The organism is Streptomyces nojiriensis, assembly GCF_017639205.1.
Lineage (GTDB): Bacteria > Actinomycetota > Actinomycetes > Streptomycetales > Streptomycetaceae > Streptomyces > Streptomyces nojiriensis.
In genome coordinates, this window is sequence record NZ_CP071139.1 from 4,518,810 (window position 1) to 4,534,249 (window position 15,440).

Sequence of the window (15,440 nt, forward strand, 5' to 3'; positions counted from 1 at the left end):
AAAGACAGGGCCCGGCGCAGGTTGAGCCAGGGCTACGGGCGGCGGAGCGCGTCGGCGGCGTCCGTGCCGCCCGCGAGCTCGGACTCCAGCAGCTGCTTGCCCAGGAGCTGCGGGTCGGGCAGCTCCATCGGGTACTCGCCGTCGAAGCAGGCACGGCAGAGGTTGGGCTTCTGGATCGTGGTCGCCTCGACCATCGCGTCGAGCGAGATGTACGAGAGCGAGTCCGCGCCCAGGGAAGTGGCGATCTCGTCGACCGTCATGCCGTTGGCGATCAGCTCGGCCCGGGTGGCGAAGTCGATGCCGAAGAAGCACGGCCACTTCACCGGCGGCGAGGAGATCCGGATGTGGACCTCCGCCGCGCCGGCCTCGCGGAGCATCTTGACCAGGGCGCGCTGGGTGTTGCCGCGGACGATCGAGTCGTCGACGACCACCAGGCGCTTGCCGCGGATGACTTCCTTGAGGGGGTTGAGCTTGAGCCGGATGCCGAGCTGGCGGATCGTCTGCGAGGGCTGGATGAAGGTCCGGCCCACATAGGCGTTCTTGACCAGGCCGGATCCGTACGGGATCCCGCTGGCCTCGGCGTATCCGACGGCGGCGGGCGTGCCGGATTCCGGCGTCGGTATCACCAGATCGGCGTCGACCGGGGCTTCCTTGGCCAGGCGCCGGCCCATCTCGACACGCGAGAGGTAGACGTTCCGGCCGGCGATGTCGGTGTCCGGGCGCGCCAGGTAGACGTACTCGAAGACACAGCCCTTGGGCTTCGCTTCCGCGAATCGAGAGGTGCGCAGACCGTTCTCGTCGATCGCGATGAGCTCGCCCGGCTCGACCTCGCGGACGAAGCTGGCGCCGCAGATGTCGAGGGCGGCGGTCTCACTCGCGACCACCCAGCCGCGCTCCAGGCGGCCGAGGACCAGCGGGCGGATGCCCTGCGGGTCACGGGCGGTGTAGAGGGTCCCCTCGTCCATGAAGACGAGGGAGAAGGCGCCCTTGACCTGAGGCAGGACCTTGGCGGCCGACTCCTCGATGGTCAGGGGCTTGCCCTCGTCGTCGGTCTGGCCGGCGAGCAGGGCGGTGACCAGGTCGGTGTCATTGGTGGCGGCCACCTGGGTGGCACGGCCGTCCTGACGGGGGAGGTCGGCGACCATCTCGGCAAGCTCGGCGGTGTTCACCAGGTTGCCGTTGTGACCCAGGGCAATGGAGCCGTGGGCGGTCGCACGGAAGGTCGGCTGAGCGTTCTCCCAGACGGAGGCCCCGGTGGTCGAATAGCGGGCGTGACCGACCGCGATATGACCTTGGAGCGAGCCGAGAGAGGTTTCGTCGAAGACTTGGGAAACGAGGCCCATGTCCTTGAAGACGAGGATCTGGGAACCGTTGCTCACAGCGATTCCCGCGGACTCTTGTCCACGGTGCTGCAGGGCATACAGTCCGAAGTAGGTGAGCTTGGCGACCTCTTCACCCGGAGCCCAGACACCGAAGACGCCGCAAGCGTCCTGGGGGCCCTTTTCGCCGGGGAGCAGGTCGTGGTTGAGTCGTCCATCACCACGAGGCACGCTCCCGAGTGTAGGCGAGATCGACCACTGGTCCGAATTGGGGACGGCCGGGAAATGTCACAGCACAGAGGGTGACGGATCCATTCCGTCTCGGTATCCGGAATGCCCTTGTTGACAGGCGCATGGGCATTCGTACAGGCTCTCGCCCCATGCAGCCTCTCGGTGACCGAACCGTCACCCTCGTCGAGCGCCGGCACGTGGACCTTGTCCGTGTCGCGAGCGCCATCTGTCGCTGTTCTGCGTAGTCACACGCCGCTTTCCGTTCTTTTCCTTTCCCGACCCCTGCCCCAGCCCGCCCTGCCGTGCCGCGCGCCGTCCCGCGCCGCCCGGGGCGGGCCGGTGGGCCGTGCCTTGGAGTACCTGTGACCTCGTACGAACCCAACCTGTCCCGGCGCGCCTTCGGCGGCGCGGTCGGCGTGAGCGCGGCCGCCGCGGCGGTGGGGCTGGGCGCCTCCCCGGCCGCCGCCTCCCCGGCCGCCGGGGACGGGCAGAACCTGCCGCAGGAGCGGGAGTTCCGGGCCGGGCGGCCCCGGCCGTCCCGCCGGCCGAACATCCTGTTCATCCTCGGCGACGACCTGGGCTGGGCCGACCTCTCCTCGTACGGCTCCCCGCACATCAAGACCCCGAACCTGGACCGCCTCGCCCGCCAGGGCGTCCGGTTCACCGATGCCTACTCGGGCTCCGCGACCTGCTCGCCGACCCGGTTCAGCCTCTACACCGGGCGCTACCCGGGCCGCACCAAGGGCGGGCTGGCCGAGCCGATCGCCGACCGGTCGGCGGGTCTGGACCCCACGCACCCGACGCTGGCCTCGCTGCTGAAGTCCGCCGGCTACTCCACCGCGCTGATCGGCAAGTGGCACGCGGGCTACCTGCCCGACTACAGCCCGACCAGGTCCGGCTGGGACGAGTTCTTCGGCAACTTCGGCGGCGCCCTGGAGTACTACTCCAAGCTGGGCCTGGGCGGTGAGTACGACCTGTACGAGGGCGACGCCGAGTACAAGGACCTGCGCTACTACACCCGGATCATCACCGAGCGGGCGAGCGAGTACGTCTCCCGCGACCACCGCGGCAAGCCGTGGCTGCTGAACCTCAACTTCACCACCCCGCACTGGCCGTGGATCGCCGAAGGGGACACCGGGCAGAGCGCCGAGATCGTCCGCCGGATCAAGGCGGGCGACGGGCGCGCCCTGTGGCACCAGGACGGCGGCTCGGTCGAGAAGTACAAGGAGATGGTCGAGGACCTCGACCGCTCGATCGGCGAGGTGCTGAAGGCGCTGGCGCGCTCCGGCCAGGAGGAGGACACCCTCGTCGTCTTCTCCAGCGACAACGGCGGCGAGCGCTTCTCGTACAACTGGCCGCTCTCCGGCAACAAGGCCTCCCTGCAGGAGGGCGGGATCCGGGTGCCCAACATCGCGCGCTGGCCCGCCCGGCTGGACGGCGGGCAGGTCAGCCACGTCCCCGTGTTCAGCCCGGACTGGACGGCGACGCTGCTGGAACTGGCCGGGACGCGGCCCGACCGGGCCTACCCGCTGGACGGGGTGAGCCTGGCCGGGTACCTGCTGCGCGGCGAGAAGGTGGCCGAGCGGGACCTGTTCTGGCGGGTCCGGGGCGAGCGGGCGCTGCGCCGCGGGGACTGGAAGTACTACCGCGGGAAGGCGGGCAAGGACCAGCTGTTCAACCTGGCCGGTGACGTCCGCGAGCAGGCCGACAAGGCCGCCGCGGACCCGGCCCGGCTGGCGCGGCTGCGGGCGGCCTGGGAGAAGGTGGACGCCGCACTGCTGCCCTACCCGGGCTGACCGCCCTCGGGGTCACTCGGCGGCGGAGGCCGCCTTCGCGGTCAGGCCCTTGGCGTCGGGTGCGGTGAGGGTGAGGGTGCGGCCCTCGATCTTCGCGGTGAGGGGGCCGCTGCCGAACAGCTCGGTCAGCGTCCGCTCGACCTCGCCCACCGGCCCTTCGCAGGCCATCTTGGTCGAGGTCAGCGGCCCGAAGGTGACCGTGGAGCCGTCGACGGTGGCCTTCGCGCTGAACCGGTTGCAGCCCAGGCTGCCGCTCACGGCGAGGTCCGGGGCGATGGTGAACCGTGCCTTCCCGGCCGCCTCGGCGGGCAGGGAGGCCGCGGTCCCCCCGCTGAGCAGGGACTCCACGGTCCACTCCGTCGTGGTGAGCGGGGCGTCCGTGGCCGCGGGCGCCGAGGTCATGGCGATGGTGCTCCCGTCGGCGGTCTTCAGGGTGAGCCGGTCGGGCCCCCGGTCGATCGCCAGCTTGCCCTGGAACAGCTTGGCGAAGGCCGTCTCGAACTCCATGTCCGCGCAGGCCATGGTGGTCGAGGCGCCGGGCGTGACGGTCACCTCGGAGGAGCCGGCGAAGGCCGCCACCGCGGTGAAGCCGTTGCAGCCGTAGTTGCCCTTGACCTGGTTGCGGCCGATGTCGAGGTGGGCCGTCTCGGGCGCGTGCAGGGTGCGGCCGCCCGTGGTCAGGGACTCGACGGCCCAGGAACCCACGGGATCGGGCAGCCGGGCGCTCCGGCCGTCCTCGGCCCGGCCGCAGCCGGCCAGGGCGAGCGCGAAGGCGAGGGCCAGGCCCGCGGAGGCGGGGACGTGCCGGAAGGTACGCATGCCACTGGGACGGACCGGGCGTCGCGGTGGTTCCACCATGATTCTTCTCCTCAGCTCATCAGCGGGAGCAGCGCCGACAGATCGGCCCGCTCGCCACTGGCCCGTACGTGCGCCTCGTCGACGGCCTCGGCCCATCCCGTACGGCCGGTCGCGAGCCGGATCCACGTCAGCGGGTCGGTCTCCACCACGTTCGGCGGGGTGCCGCGGGTGTGCCGCGGGCCCTCGACGCACTGGACCACCGCGAAGGGCGGGACGCGGACCTCGACGGAGCCGCCCGGTGCCTTGAGGGCGAGGGCGTCGGCGAGCAGCCGGGTACAGGCGGCCAGGGCCTGCCGGTCGATCGGGATGTCCAGTCCGGCGGCCCGGTTCAGGTCGTCGGTGTGGACCACCAGCTCCACGGTCCGGGTGACCAGGAAGTCGGCCAGGGTCATGTCCCCGATCCACAGGTCGAGCACGCGGTCACCCGAATTCGCCGCGAGCGCCCGCTCCATCCGGGCGGCCGCCCGGTCGTACAGCTCGGGCAGCGGCGCCCCGGTCAGGGTCTCGCGGGCCGCTTCGGAGATCTTCCCGGCGAGGGAGGCGGTGGCGAAGGGCCACTCGACCGCCGACAGCTCGGGGACGGCGGCGGGCGGCCGGGCCAGGCCCCCCGCCAGCGAGTCGGCGATCCAGGCGACGTGCCCGGCGAGTTCGGCCACGGTCCAGTCCCCGAGCCCGCTGGGCCGTGCCAGCTGTTCGGGTCCGAGGTCCGCCACGGCGCCGACGACGTGCGCGAACTGTGCGGTGACGGCCGCGCGGATCTTCGCGGGGTCGTACGTTCGGGTGCGGGTCCTGGATGCCATGCGGCGAGTCTGCCGGATCAGTCGCCGCCGCCGCAGCCGCCGCCGCAGCTGCTTCCACAACTGCTGCCGCAACTGCTGCTGCCGCAGCCGCTGGAGGAGGTCCCGCAGCCCGAACCGCCGGAACCGCTCTCGGCGGCCTTGGCCCGCTGCGCCGCCCGCTCCTCGCGTTCCTTCAGGACGGCCGAGCGCCCGGCCGCGCGCCACCGGTGGAGGCCGTGCCGGCGGCGCGGGTGCAGCGGTACGGCCAGCACGCTGGTGGTGATCCGGGTGTTGCCGTAGTAAGTCGCGAACTCCAGGACGACCTCCGCGCCCTCGAAGGGCGCGCCGTACAGGACGGCCTCGAACGGCTCGCAGAACCGGTTGATGTCGTGGTGCTCCGTGCGGAGCCGCTCCTCGGAGCCGCCGAGCAGTGTCCGTACGCCGTCGACGGTGTTCTCGATGTGGTCGCGGAAGGCGATCAGGGGCTTCCCCGACGTGTCCCGGACGTCCGCGTACAGCCAGCTGTACGTGAGGGAGTCGCCCCGGATCCCGACGCGGAGGGCGGGCTGCGGTCCGGCGTGCAGGCGCCGGGCGGCGCGGCGGGCGCCGATGCCCCGGCCGAGCAGCGCCGTCGCGGGCACCAGCAGCAGGAGGGCCAGGACCTGTTGTCCCGTGGCGTCGTACGGGTGCTCCGGGTCCGCGCCGAGGTCCCGGGCCAGCGCCCACCAGAGGAGGGCGGCCGCGGCGAGGCAGAGCCCTCCGCCGGTCAGGATCATCGGCAGGCCGCGGCGTCGGTGGCGCCGGGGCAGTTCTTCGGGGAGTTCCCGGCGGCTGTCCCCGGCGGCGGCGAGCGCGAGGGCGCACTGCGCACGGCGGGCCCGCAGCCGCAGCAGCGCCCCCGTGAAGGCGGCGCCGCAGAGGGCGACGACCAGCCAGGACCCGGCCCGGCCCGGACCGTCCGACTCCGGCAGACCGGCCAGTTCGAACAGCGTGTACCCGGCCAGTGCGGGGGTGGCCACGACGGTCGCGGCCGGGATCATCCGGTACCAGAGGGGCAGGCCGACCAGCAGAAGGGCGGCCGGGTATCCGTCCCAGGAGGTACCGCGGTCCGGCACCTGCGGATCGCTCCACCCCAGCAGGACGAGCGCGACGAGCACCGGCAGGGCCAGCGCCCACGCGCCGAAGACCGGCCCGAACACGGCCGGGACGGCCGCCTTCCGCCATCGCCCGGCGTCCTCGGCGCGCCAGACGGGAACGTCTCCGTCAGGTACGGCGGCCTCTGGCAGGTACTTCACCATGTCGCTCACGGCGTCAGTATGCGGGCGGGCTCCCGCAGGTCAGAAGGGGTTCGCGGGCCACGGAATCGCTACGGCCGCTTCCCCGCCGACCCCAACGCCGAAGCCCCGCACGGCGTTCCGTGCGGGGCTTCGGCAGGACTGTCGCCGGGGATCAGGCCAGCAGCGCCGGGATGGTCGCCTCGTGGGCCTCGCGGAGCTCGGCCAGGGGGAGGGTGAACTCGCCCTGGATCTCGATCTCCTCGCCGTCCACCACACCGATGCGGGCGACCGGCAGGCCGCGCGCACCGCACATGTCGGTGAAGCGGAGCTCCTCGCTGCGCGGGACGGCCACGATGGCGCGGCCCGCGGACTCGGAGAACAGGAAGGTGAAGGCGTCCAGGCCCTCGGGCACCACGATCCGGGCACCGTTGCCGCCGCGCAGGCAGGACTCGGTGAGCGCCTGGATCACGCCGCCGTCGGACAGGTCGTGCGCGGCGTCGATCATGCCGTCGCGCGAGGCGGAGATCAGGATCTCGGCGAGCAGCTTCTCGCGGCCCAGGTCCACCTTCGGCGGCATGCCGCCGAGGTGGTCGTGTACGACCTGGGACCAGGCCGAACCGCCGAACTCCTCGGCCGTGTCGCCCAGCAGGTACAGCAGCTGGCCGGCCTCCTTGAACGCCATCGGCGTACGGCGGTTGACGTCGTCGATCACACCGAGGACCGCCACGACCGGGGTCGGGTGGATCGCGGTGTCGCCCGTCTGGTTGTAGAGCGAGACGTTGCCGCCGGTCACCGGGGTGCCCAGCTCCAGGCAGCCGTCCGCCAGACCGCGGCAGGCCTCGGCGAACTGCCACATGACGTCCGGGTCCTCGGGGGAGCCGAAGTTCAGGCAGTCGGAGATGGCCAGCGGCTTGGCGCCGGTCGCCGCCACGTTGCGGTACGACTCCGCCAGCGCCAGCTGCGCGCCCGTGTACGGGTCGAGCTTGGCGAAGCGGCCGTTGCCGTCGGTGGCCATGGCCACGCCGAGGTTGGACTCCTCGTCGATGCGGACCATGCCCGCGTCCTCGGGCTGCGAGAGCACGGTGTTGCCCTGCACGAAGCGGTCGTACTGGTCGGTGACCCAGGACTTGGACGCCTGGTTCGGGGAGGAGACCAGTGCGAGGACCTGTGCGCGCAGCTCCTCGGAGGTCTGCGGGCGGGGCAGCTTGCCGGCGTCGTCCGCCTGCAGCGCGTCCTGCCAGGAGGGGCGCGCGTAGGGGCGGTTGTAGACGGGGCCCTCGTGGGCGACGGTGCCCGGGGGCACGTCCACGATCTGCTCGCCGTGCCAGAAGATCTCCAGGCGCTCGCCCTCGGTCACCTCACCGATGACGGTGGCGATGACGTCCCACTTCTCGCAGATCTCCATGAAGCGGTCGACGTGCTGCGGCTCGACGATCGCGCACATGCGCTCCTGCGACTCGCTCATGAGGATTTCCTCGGGCGAGAGCGTCGCGTCGCGCAGCGGCACGGTGTCCAGCTCGACCCGCATGCCGCCGGAACCGGCGGAGGCGAGCTCGGAGGTCGCGCAGGAGAGCCCGGCGCCGCCGAGGTCCTGGATGCCCGCGACCAGCTTCTCCTTGAAGATCTCCAGGGTGCACTCGATGAGGAGCTTCTCCTGGAAGGGGTCGCCGACCTGCACGGCGGGGCGCTTGGTGGGCTTGGTGTCGTCGAAGGTCTCGGACGCGAGGACCGAGACGCCGCCGATGCCGTCGCCGCCGGTGCGGGCGCCGTAGAGGATGACCTTGTTGCCGGGGCCGGAGGCCTTGGCGAGGTGGATGTCCTCGTGCTTCATCACACCGATGCAGCCGGCGTTGACCAGCGGGTTGCCCTGGTAGCAGGCGTCGAAGACGACCTCGCCGCCGATGTTGGGCAGGCCCAGGCAGTTGCCGTAGCCGCCGATGCCCGCGACGACGCCGGGCAGGACGCGCCGGGTGTCGGGGTGGTCGGCGGCACCGAAGCGCAGCGGGTCCACGACCGCGACCGGGCGGGCGCCCATCGCGAGGATGTCGCGGACGATGCCGCCGATGCCGGTGGCCGCGCCCTGGTAGGGCTCGATGTAGCTCGGGTGGTTGTGCGACTCGACCTTGAAGGTGACCGCGTAGCCCTGGCCGACGTCGACGACGCCGGCGTTCTCGCCGATGCCGACGAGCATGGCGTCGTTCTGCGGGGCCTTCTCACCGAACTGCTTCAGGTGGACCTTGCTGCTCTTGTACGAGCAGTGCTCGGACCACATGACCGAGTACATGGCGAGCTCGGCGCCCGTGGGGCGGCGGCCGAGGATCTCCCGGATCCGGGCGTACTCGTCCTCCTTGAGGCCGAGTTCCTTCCAGGGCTGGGAGGCGTCCGGGGTTTCGGTGGCGTTCTTGACGGTGTCGAGGCTCATGCGCTGACCAGCTTCTTCAGGACCGAGGTGAAGAACGGGAGGCCGTCGGTGCGGCCCGTCCCGATCAGCGGCTCGACCGCGTGCTCGGGGTGCGGCATGAGGCCGACGACGTTGCCCGCGGCGTTGGTGATGCCCGCGATGTCGCGCAGCGAACCGTTCGGGTTGCCGTCCAGGTAGCGGAAGGCCACTCGGCCTTCGGCCTCCAGTTCGTCGAGCGTGCGCTCGTCGGCGGTGTAGCGGCCGTCCATGTTCTTGAGCGGTACGGAGATCTCCTGGCCGGCGGTGTAGTCGCCGGTCCACGCGGTCTCCGCGTTCTCCACCCGCAGCTTCTGGTCACGGCAGATGAAGTGCAGGTGGTTGTTCCGGAGCATCGCCCCCGGCAGCAGGTGGGCCTCGGTGAGGACCTGGAAGCCGTTGCAGATGCCCAGGACGGGCATGCCGCCCTTGGCCTGCTCGATGATGGTCTCCATCACCGGCGAGAAGCGGGAGATGGCTCCGGCGCGCAGGTAGTCCCCGTAGGAGAAGCCGCCCGCGAGGACGACCGCGTCGACCTGGTGCAGGTCCTTGTCGCGGTGCCACAGCGAGACCGGCTCGGCCCCCGCGAGGCGGACGGCGCGCAGCGAGTCACGGTCGTCGAGCGTTCCGGGGAACGTGACGACTCCGATGCGAGTGGTCACCGTCAGGCCTCGACCTTCACGGTGAAGTCTTCGATGACGGTGTTGGCGAGGAACGTTTCGGCCATCTTGTGGATGCGGTCGAGGGCGGCCTGGTCGACCGGTCCCTCCACCTCGAGCTCGAAGCGCTTCCCCTGGCGGACGTCGGCGATCCCTTCGAAGCCCAGGCGCGGCAGTGCACGCTGCACCGCCTGGCCCTGGGGGTCGAGGATCTCCGGCTTGAGCATGACGTCGACTACGACGCGTGCCATCGGGCACTCCCGTGTGTGGTTGGTGCGAAGGCGGTTCCATCAGCGTACCCGGCGGAAATTTCTACGCGGGTAGATATCCCGGGGGCGTGATCACCGGGCCGTTTCGGCTTCACCAACGCTTCGCAAAATCCGCCGGAAAACCACGCGCCCGGCATTGCGGCGGGACACGCGGAGAGAATTAACTGGGCTTCGCAATGCAATGAGAATCGCGGTACAAAGGAATCACTCCGGATTCCGGATGAAAGTTGCATTGCCCCGAAACATCCACACAGGCGACATCGCCCCACGTCAGCACGTGGCGACGTCGCACGAAGGGACCGATATCCGTGGCGCAGCGCGTAGTAGTCACGTTCTCCGACGACATCGACGGCGGAGAAGCGGCGGAAACGGTCGTGTTCGCTCTGGACGGAAAGTCCTACGAGATCGACCTCAATGCGGCGAACGCAAAGAAACTGCGGAAGGGCCTCGCCCCCTTCGTGGCCGCCGGGCGTCGCCAGTCGCGCTCGGGCAAGGCCTTCAAGCACACCGCCGTCGCCCCGGACCCGGCGGTCGTCCGCGCCTGGGCCCGGTCGAACCAGTACGACGTGCCGCCGCGCGGGCGCATCCCCAAGAAGATCTACGAGGCCTACAACGCGGCCCACTGAGCGTCGATTTGCCATGCACCCCCATCCATCGGCTAGTGTGTGGATCACGCCAAGGGGCCAGGCCGCAGGTCAAAGCCTCCGAGGTCGTGCGGGTGTAGTTCAGTAGCAGAACATCCCTCTTCCAGAGGGAAGGCGCAGTGTGCAATTCCTGTCACCCGCTCTGCATCACTTCCGGACCACTGCTGTGGATCGGGTAGAGTGATGCACGCATCGCCTCACGGCAATGCAGTGCATGCGGACGTAGCTCAGTTGGTAGAGCACCACCTTGCCAAGGTGGATGTCGCGCGTTCGAGTCGCGTCGTCCGCTCTGTATGCAGAAGGCCCCGATCATTGCGATCGGGGCCTTCTTCGTGTTCCCCGACCCGGCACCCGGGGCGCAGGCCCCCTGACAAATGTCATCGGCGGCGGTGACAGCGCGCACTGCCGGCCCGGCCCCGGCGCCGCGAGCCTTGGATCATGACTGACACCGTGATCGAAGCCGAGGGCCTGCGCCGCGGCTACACCGGAGGGTTCGAGGCCGTACGGGGCGTCTCCTTCTCCGTGGCCCGGGGGGAGATCTTCGCCCTGCTCGGCACGAACGGCGCGGGCAAGACCTCCACCGTCGAACTGCTGGAGGGGCTGGCCGCGCCGAGCGAGGGCCAGGTGCGCGTCTTCGGGCTCGATCCGTACACGCGGCGGGCCGAGGTCCGCCCGCGCACCGGGGTCATGCTCCAGGAGGGCGGCTTCCCCTCCGACCTGACGGTGACCGAGACCGTCCGGATGTGGAGCGGGGTCACCACGGGCGCCCGCCCGGCGGCGGAGGTGCTGGAGCTGGTCGGCCTGGCCGCACGGTCCTCCGTACGCGTCAAACAGCTGTCCGGCGGTGAACGGCGGCGCCTGGACCTGGCGCTGGCCCTGCTCGGCCGGCCCGAGGTGCTCTTCCTGGACGAACCGACCACCGGAATGGACCCGGAGGGGCGCCGGGACACCTGGGCGCTGGTCCGGGAGCTGCGCGAGCAGGGCACCACGGTGCTGCTGACCACGCACTACCTGGAGGAGGCCGAGGAGCTCGCGGACCGCCTCGCCATCCTCCACGAGGGGGAACTCGTCCTCTCCGGCACCCCGGCCGAGGTGACCGCCACCCGGCCGGCCCGGATCCGCTTCACCCTGCCGGCCGGGGTGCCAGCGGCCCGGCTCCCGCTGGGGCTGCGCGCAGCGGCCTACGGGCAGCGCGTGGAGATCCGTACCGAGCACCTCCAGGCCGACCTGGCCGAACTGCTGGGCTGGGCCCGGGAGGACGGCGTGGAACTGGCCGGACTCGACGCCCGGTCCGCCTCCCTGGAGGAGGCGTTCCTGGAGATCGCGGAGAACCGCCGCACCGCCGGCGGCCGCACCGAGGACGACGCGAAGGCGGGGACCCGATGACCATGCTCACCCTGAACCCCGGCCGGCTCACCGCGCTCGGCCGCTCGGAGCTCACCCTGCTGGTGCGCAACCGGGCGGCGCTCAGCCTGGCCGTCCTGATGCCCCTGCTGATGGTGTTCATCCTGCGCTCCTCGCTGAGCGGGGCCGAGGGCGCCGAGGCGGTCGGCGTGGCGACCCTGACGGGCGGGATCGGCATGGTGCTGATCCTCGTCGTCCACATGAACCTGGTGTCCGCCTACGTCGCCCGGCGCGAGGAGCTCGTCCTCAAGCGGCTCCGGACGGGCGAGGCGACCGACCTGGAGATCATCGCCGGGACCGCCCTGCCCGCCGCCGTCCTGGCGCTCGGGCAGATCATCGTCCTCGCCGTGGCCGGAGCGGCCGTCCTCGACGTGCCCATGCCGCGGAACCCCTTGCTGCTCGCCGTGGCCGTCCTCGCCGGCATCGTGGTGCTCGCCGGGCTGTCCGCGCTGGTCAGTTCCGTCACCCGCACCGTGGAGACGGCGGGCCTCACCACGCTGCCGCTGTTCCTGGCGACCGCGCTCGGCTCGGGGCTGTTCCTCCCGGCGGACGCGCTGCCGGACGTGGTGGCCTCGCTGTGCGAACTGCTGCCGCTGAGCGGCGTGATGACCCTCGTACGGGCCGGGTGGAGCGGTGCGGGGGACGCGGACCTGGTGGGGGCCTCCCTGGTCACGCTGGCCTGGACGGTCAACTCCGTGTTTGCTGTTCCGCGGTGGTTCCGCTGGGAACCGCGCCGGTAGGCGAGTCGGGGGACGGGAACCGTGTCGAAGATGACGGGGTGGTGGAAGAACCGCAGCAGTGCGGGGAAGGTCGAGCTGTACACGCGGTGGTCGTTCCACCTGTTCGTGCTCATCGAGATCACGTCGTTCGGACTGCCGGCGTTGGGCGCCGCCGCCGAGGACCCCTCCGACCTGGCGCTGCCCCTCTCGCTCTTCCTGCTGCTGTGCGCCCATGCGGTGCTGTGCGGGGTGCTCGCCTCCCAGGCGCTCACCTGGGTGGTGGGGCGGCGCGAACGCCCCACCCGGTCGGCGGTGACCACCGCCTCCCTGACGGCCGCGGCCGTCCTGGGAATCCTCGCCCTGAAGGCGGCCGGGAAGATCGACGAGCCGGCGCTGGCTCCGATGCTGGTGCTGGGGCTCACCTGTTTCACGACCGGATCGCTGGTGCTCTGCATGCAATCGGTGCGGAGCATGCGGTACGTCGCCCCGGTCGCGGCGACCGGGACGGGGGTGACGGTGCTCGCCCTGGGCCTCCCGGCCGCACATGCTCTGGGGTACTTCCTCGGGGTGCTGCTGTGCTGCCTGTTCTTCACCGCCACCAGCGGGTTCTCGGCCTGGCTGCTGAGGACCGTCCACGAGCTCGACCGGGCCCGCGAGGTGCAGTCACGCCTCGCGGTGGCGGAGGAGCGCCTGCGGTTCGGCCGCGACCTGCACGACGTGATGGGCCGCAACCTGGCGGTGATCGCGCTCAAGAGCGAGCTGGCGATACAGCTGGCCCGGCGCGAACGGCCGGAAGCGGTGGAGCAGATGATCGAGGTGCAGCGGATCGCCCAGGAGTCCCAGCGTGAGGTACGGGACGTGGTGCGGGGCTACCGGGAGGCGGACCTCGCGGTGGAACTGGAAGGCGCGCGCGGCGTGCTCGGCGCGGCCGGGATGGACTGCCGCGTGGACTTCCTGGCGGCGCCGGGCAGGCAGCTGCCGTCCGAGGTCCAGTCGGCCCTCGGCTGGGTGGTGCGGGAGGCGACGACGAACATCCTGCGGCACGGGGACGCGCACCACTGCCTGATCCGGCTGACCGCCGCGGAGACGGGCTCCGTCACGCTGGTGGTGGAGAACGACGGGGCGCCCGAGGCCCCGGCCGGGCCGCCGGGCTCGGGGCTGGCCGGGCTGCGGGAGCGACTCGCGGCCTTGGACGGGACGTTGCAGGCGGGGCCGGTCGGCGACGGCCGCTTCCGGCTGCTGGCACAGATACCGGACCGACGACTGCAAGAACTGGAGGTGCGGGCGTGAGCCCCGTACGCGTACTGCTCGCCGACGACGAGCATCTGATCCGGGGCGCGTTGGCGGCGCTGCTCGCGCTGGAGGACGACCTGCTCGTCGTCGCGGAGGCGGCCTCGGGCCCCGAGGCGCTGGCGATGGCGCGGGCCCACCGGCCGGACGTGGCGGTGCTGGACCTGCAGATGCCGGGGGCGGACGGTGTGAGTGTCGCCACATCCCTGCGGGCCGAACTGCCCGGCTGCAAGACCATGATCGTGACCAGCCATGGCCGTCCCGGGCACCTGAAGAGGGCACTGGCGGCGGGGGTGCGGGCCTTCGCCCCGAAGACCGTTTCGGCGCAGCGGCTGGCCGAACTGATCCGGACCGTGCACGCCGGAGGCCGTTATGTGGACCCGGAGTTGGCGGCCGACGCGATCAGCGCGGGGGACTCGCCGCTGACCGCCCGGGAGGCGGAGGTGCTCGAACTCGCGGCGGACGGGGCACCGATCGCGGAGATCGCGGAGCGCGCCTCGCTGTCGCAGGGGACGGTACGGAACTACCTGTCCTCGGCGGCGACGAAGCTGGGCGCCGAGAACCGGCACACGGCAGTGCGTCTCGCCCGCGAGCGAGGTTGGGTATAGTAGTTCTCGCGTTACGGCGCACCTGCGGACATAGCTCAGTTGGTAGAGCACCACCTTGCCAAGGTGGATGTCGCGCGTTCGAGTCGCGTTGTCCGCTCTGTAACGAAGAAGCCCCCCGGTCCTCGGACCGGGGGGCTTCTCTCGTCCCTACGACCAGGACTGGCCGGTGAGGCGCTCGAAGGCCTCGATGTACTTGGCGCGGGTCCGCTCCACGACCTCCGCGGGCAGGGCCGGCGGCGGGAGCTCGCCCTTGCGGTCCCAGCCGGAGGCCGGGGAGGCCAGCCAGTCGCGGACGTACTGCTTGTCGAAGGAGGGCTGCGAGCGGCCCGGCTCCCACGCGTCGGCCGGCCAGAAGCGGGAGGAGTCCGGGGTCAGCACCTCGTCCGCGGCGACCAGGGTGCCGTCCTTCGGGTCGAAACCGAACTCGAACTTGGTGTCCGCCAGGATGATCCCGCGCTCGCGCGCGATCTCCCGGGCGCGGCTGTACACGGCGAGCGTGGTCTGGCGCAGCAGCGCCGCCGTCTCGGGGCCGGCGGTGCGCGCGACCTCCTCGTAGGAGACGTTCTCGTCGTGCTCGCCGACGGCGGCCTTGGCGGCCGGGGTGAAGATCGGGGCGGGCAGCTCGGAGCCGTCCACGAGCCCCTCGGGGAGGGCCAGCCCGCAGACCGTGCGGGTCTGGTCGTACTCGACGAGGCCGGAGCCGGTGAGGTAGCCGCGGGCCACGCACTCGACCGGGACCATGTCGAGGTTCTTGCAGATCAGGGTGCGGCCGGCCCAGTCGGCGGGGGCGCCGGCGGGCAGGTCGGTGGAGATGACGTGGTTGGGGACGAGGTCCGCGAGCTGGTCGAACCACCACAGGGAGAGCTGCGTCAGGACGCGGCCCTTGTCCGGGATCTCGGTGGGCAGCACCCAGTCGAAGGCGGACATGCGGTCGCTGGCGACCATGACGAGGCGGCCGTCCTCGTCACGGTAGAGGTCGCGCACCTTGCCGGTGTGGAGGTGGACGAGGCCCGGAACCTGAACCGGCTCGGGCTTTTCGACGAATCCGGACACGGGGTCTCCCTGTAGATCTGTATGAGCGCACCCCGATTCTCGCGCACCGGGCCCGCTCAGGCGGACCGGGGTGGTCCGGCCCCGGGTCCGCGGCGGG

15 protein-coding genes and 3 tRNA genes are annotated in these 15,440 nt (G+C 71.4%); 10 read left to right on the forward strand and 8 right to left on the reverse strand.

The genetic code is table 11. The annotated features are described in order from the left end of the window. Positions 1–32 precede the first annotated feature (32 nt). Positions 33–1,550 carry an amidophosphoribosyltransferase gene (gene purF / locus JYK04_RS21005; protein ID WP_189737618.1) on the reverse strand — a complete coding sequence of 506 codons (1,518 nt, stop codon included), beginning with the start codon at positions 1,548–1,550 and terminating at the stop codon, positions 33–35. A 149-nt stretch (positions 1,551–1,699) separates the two neighbouring features. Here purF and JYK04_RS42420 point away from each other — a divergent pair, with 149 nt between their 5' ends. Together JYK04_RS42420 and JYK04_RS21010 are read left to right on the forward strand one after the other, a co-directional pair. Continuing rightward, entirely contained in the window at positions 1,700–1,795 is a 96-nt protein-coding gene (locus JYK04_RS42420) for a putative leader peptide (RefSeq protein ID WP_324617183.1), read from the forward strand. Between the two features lie 117 nt (positions 1,796–1,912). Then, positions 1,913–3,346, forward strand: a complete 1,434-nt coding sequence (locus JYK04_RS21010; protein WP_229875314.1) for a sulfatase family protein — start codon at positions 1,913–1,915, stop codon at positions 3,344–3,346. 12 nt (positions 3,347–3,358) lie between these two features. On the opposite strand, the gene JYK04_RS21015 is transcribed toward JYK04_RS21010, so the two are convergent. The 6 genes from JYK04_RS21015 to purS form a co-directional block, all read right to left on the reverse strand. Beyond that, on the reverse strand, positions 3,359–4,204 hold the full coding sequence (locus JYK04_RS21015; RefSeq protein ID WP_189737624.1) for an META domain-containing protein: 846 nt from the start codon (positions 4,202–4,204) through the stop codon (positions 3,359–3,361). 11 nt (positions 4,205–4,215) lie between these two features. Then, a complete protein-coding gene (locus JYK04_RS21020) occupies positions 4,216–5,004 on the reverse strand; it encodes a maleylpyruvate isomerase family mycothiol-dependent enzyme (protein ID WP_189737628.1) in 789 nt (262 codons plus the stop codon). Positions 5,005–5,021: 17 nt separating this feature from the next. Next, positions 5,022–6,290 carry a hypothetical protein gene (locus tag JYK04_RS21025; RefSeq protein ID WP_189737631.1) on the reverse strand — a complete coding sequence of 423 codons (1,269 nt, stop codon included), beginning with the start codon at positions 6,288–6,290 and terminating at the stop codon, positions 5,022–5,024. A gap of 142 nt (positions 6,291–6,432) precedes the next feature. After that, positions 6,433–8,682: a phosphoribosylformylglycinamidine synthase subunit PurL gene (gene purL / locus JYK04_RS21030; protein WP_189737634.1), complete on the reverse strand. Its 2,250-nt coding sequence runs from the start codon at positions 8,680–8,682 to the stop codon at positions 6,433–6,435. Next, the gene (purQ, locus tag JYK04_RS21035; protein WP_030768819.1) at positions 8,679–9,359 is read right to left on the reverse strand and encodes a phosphoribosylformylglycinamidine synthase subunit PurQ; all 681 of its coding nucleotides are present in this window, start codon (positions 9,357–9,359) and stop codon (positions 8,679–8,681) included. Before purQ ends, purL begins: the two co-directional genes overlap by 4 nt. 2 nt (positions 9,360–9,361) lie before the next feature. Further along, positions 9,362–9,607: a phosphoribosylformylglycinamidine synthase subunit PurS gene (gene purS / locus JYK04_RS21040; RefSeq protein WP_030009438.1), complete on the reverse strand. Its 246-nt coding sequence runs from the start codon at positions 9,605–9,607 to the stop codon at positions 9,362–9,364. Between the two features lie 326 nt (positions 9,608–9,933). On the opposite strand from purS, the gene JYK04_RS21045 reads away from it, so the two are divergent. The 8 genes from JYK04_RS21045 to JYK04_RS21080 all read left to right on the forward strand — a co-directional run bounded on the left by JYK04_RS21045 (position 9,934) and on the right by JYK04_RS21080 (position 14,387). Next, positions 9,934–10,251 (forward strand): histone-like nucleoid-structuring protein Lsr2, encoded by a 318-nt coding sequence (locus JYK04_RS21045; protein ID WP_189737637.1) that lies wholly within the window; start codon positions 9,934–9,936, stop codon positions 10,249–10,251. A gap of 88 nt (positions 10,252–10,339) precedes the next feature. Continuing rightward, positions 10,340–10,411, forward strand: a tRNA-Gly gene (locus JYK04_RS21050). 74 nt (positions 10,412–10,485) lie between these two features. Continuing rightward, a tRNA-Gly gene (locus JYK04_RS21055) sits at positions 10,486–10,558 on the forward strand. 149 nt (positions 10,559–10,707) lie between these two features. Continuing rightward, on the forward strand, positions 10,708–11,655 hold the full coding sequence (locus tag JYK04_RS21060) for an ABC transporter ATP-binding protein (protein ID WP_189737640.1): 948 nt from the start codon (positions 10,708–10,710) through the stop codon (positions 11,653–11,655). After that, positions 11,652–12,413 carry an ABC transporter permease gene (locus JYK04_RS21065; protein WP_189737643.1) on the forward strand — a complete coding sequence of 254 codons (762 nt, stop codon included), beginning with the start codon at positions 11,652–11,654 and terminating at the stop codon, positions 12,411–12,413. Before JYK04_RS21060 ends, JYK04_RS21065 begins: the two co-directional genes overlap by 4 nt. 30 nt (positions 12,414–12,443) lie before the next feature. Beyond that, positions 12,444–13,682 carry a sensor histidine kinase gene (locus JYK04_RS21070; RefSeq protein ID WP_308431043.1) on the forward strand — a complete coding sequence of 413 codons (1,239 nt, stop codon included), beginning with the start codon at positions 12,444–12,446 and terminating at the stop codon, positions 13,680–13,682. After that, positions 13,679–14,290, forward strand: a complete 612-nt coding sequence (locus JYK04_RS21075; protein WP_030009443.1) for a response regulator transcription factor — start codon at positions 13,679–13,681, stop codon at positions 14,288–14,290. Before JYK04_RS21070 ends, JYK04_RS21075 begins: the two co-directional genes overlap by 4 nt. 24 nt (positions 14,291–14,314) lie before the next feature. Beyond that, positions 14,315–14,387: transfer RNA gene (locus JYK04_RS21080), tRNA-Gly, on the forward strand. Between the two features lie 50 nt (positions 14,388–14,437). Here the strand turns inward: JYK04_RS21080 and JYK04_RS21085 are convergent. Continuing rightward, on the reverse strand, positions 14,438–15,343 hold the full coding sequence (locus JYK04_RS21085) for a phosphoribosylaminoimidazolesuccinocarboxamide synthase (protein WP_189737649.1): 906 nt from the start codon (positions 15,341–15,343) through the stop codon (positions 14,438–14,440). Between the last annotated feature and the right edge of the window lie 97 nt (positions 15,344–15,440).

Excerpts from the sequence above, each read along its gene's own strand:
- JYK04_RS42420 (WP_324617183.1), top strand. The coding sequence starts at position 1,700 with ATGCAGCCTCTCGGTGACCGAACCGTCACCCTCGTCGAGCGCCGGCAC.
- JYK04_RS21015 (WP_189737624.1), bottom strand. The coding sequence starts at position 4,204 with ATGGTGGAACCACCGCGACGCCCGGTCCGTCCCAGTGGCATGCGTACC.
- JYK04_RS21020 (WP_189737628.1), bottom strand. The coding sequence starts at position 5,004 with ATGGCATCCAGGACCCGCACCCGAACGTACGACCCCGCGAAGATCCGC.
- purL (WP_189737634.1), bottom strand. The coding sequence starts at position 8,682 with ATGAGCCTCGACACCGTCAAGAACGCCACCGAAACCCCGGACGCCTCC.
- purS (WP_030009438.1), bottom strand. The coding sequence starts at position 9,607 with ATGGCACGCGTCGTAGTCGACGTCATGCTCAAGCCGGAGATCCTCGAC.
- JYK04_RS21060 (WP_189737640.1), top strand. The coding sequence starts at position 10,708 with ATGACTGACACCGTGATCGAAGCCGAGGGCCTGCGCCGCGGCTACACC.
- JYK04_RS21065 (WP_189737643.1), top strand. The coding sequence starts at position 11,652 with ATGACCATGCTCACCCTGAACCCCGGCCGGCTCACCGCGCTCGGCCGC.
- JYK04_RS21070 (WP_308431043.1), top strand. The coding sequence starts at position 12,444 with ATGACGGGGTGGTGGAAGAACCGCAGCAGTGCGGGGAAGGTCGAGCTG.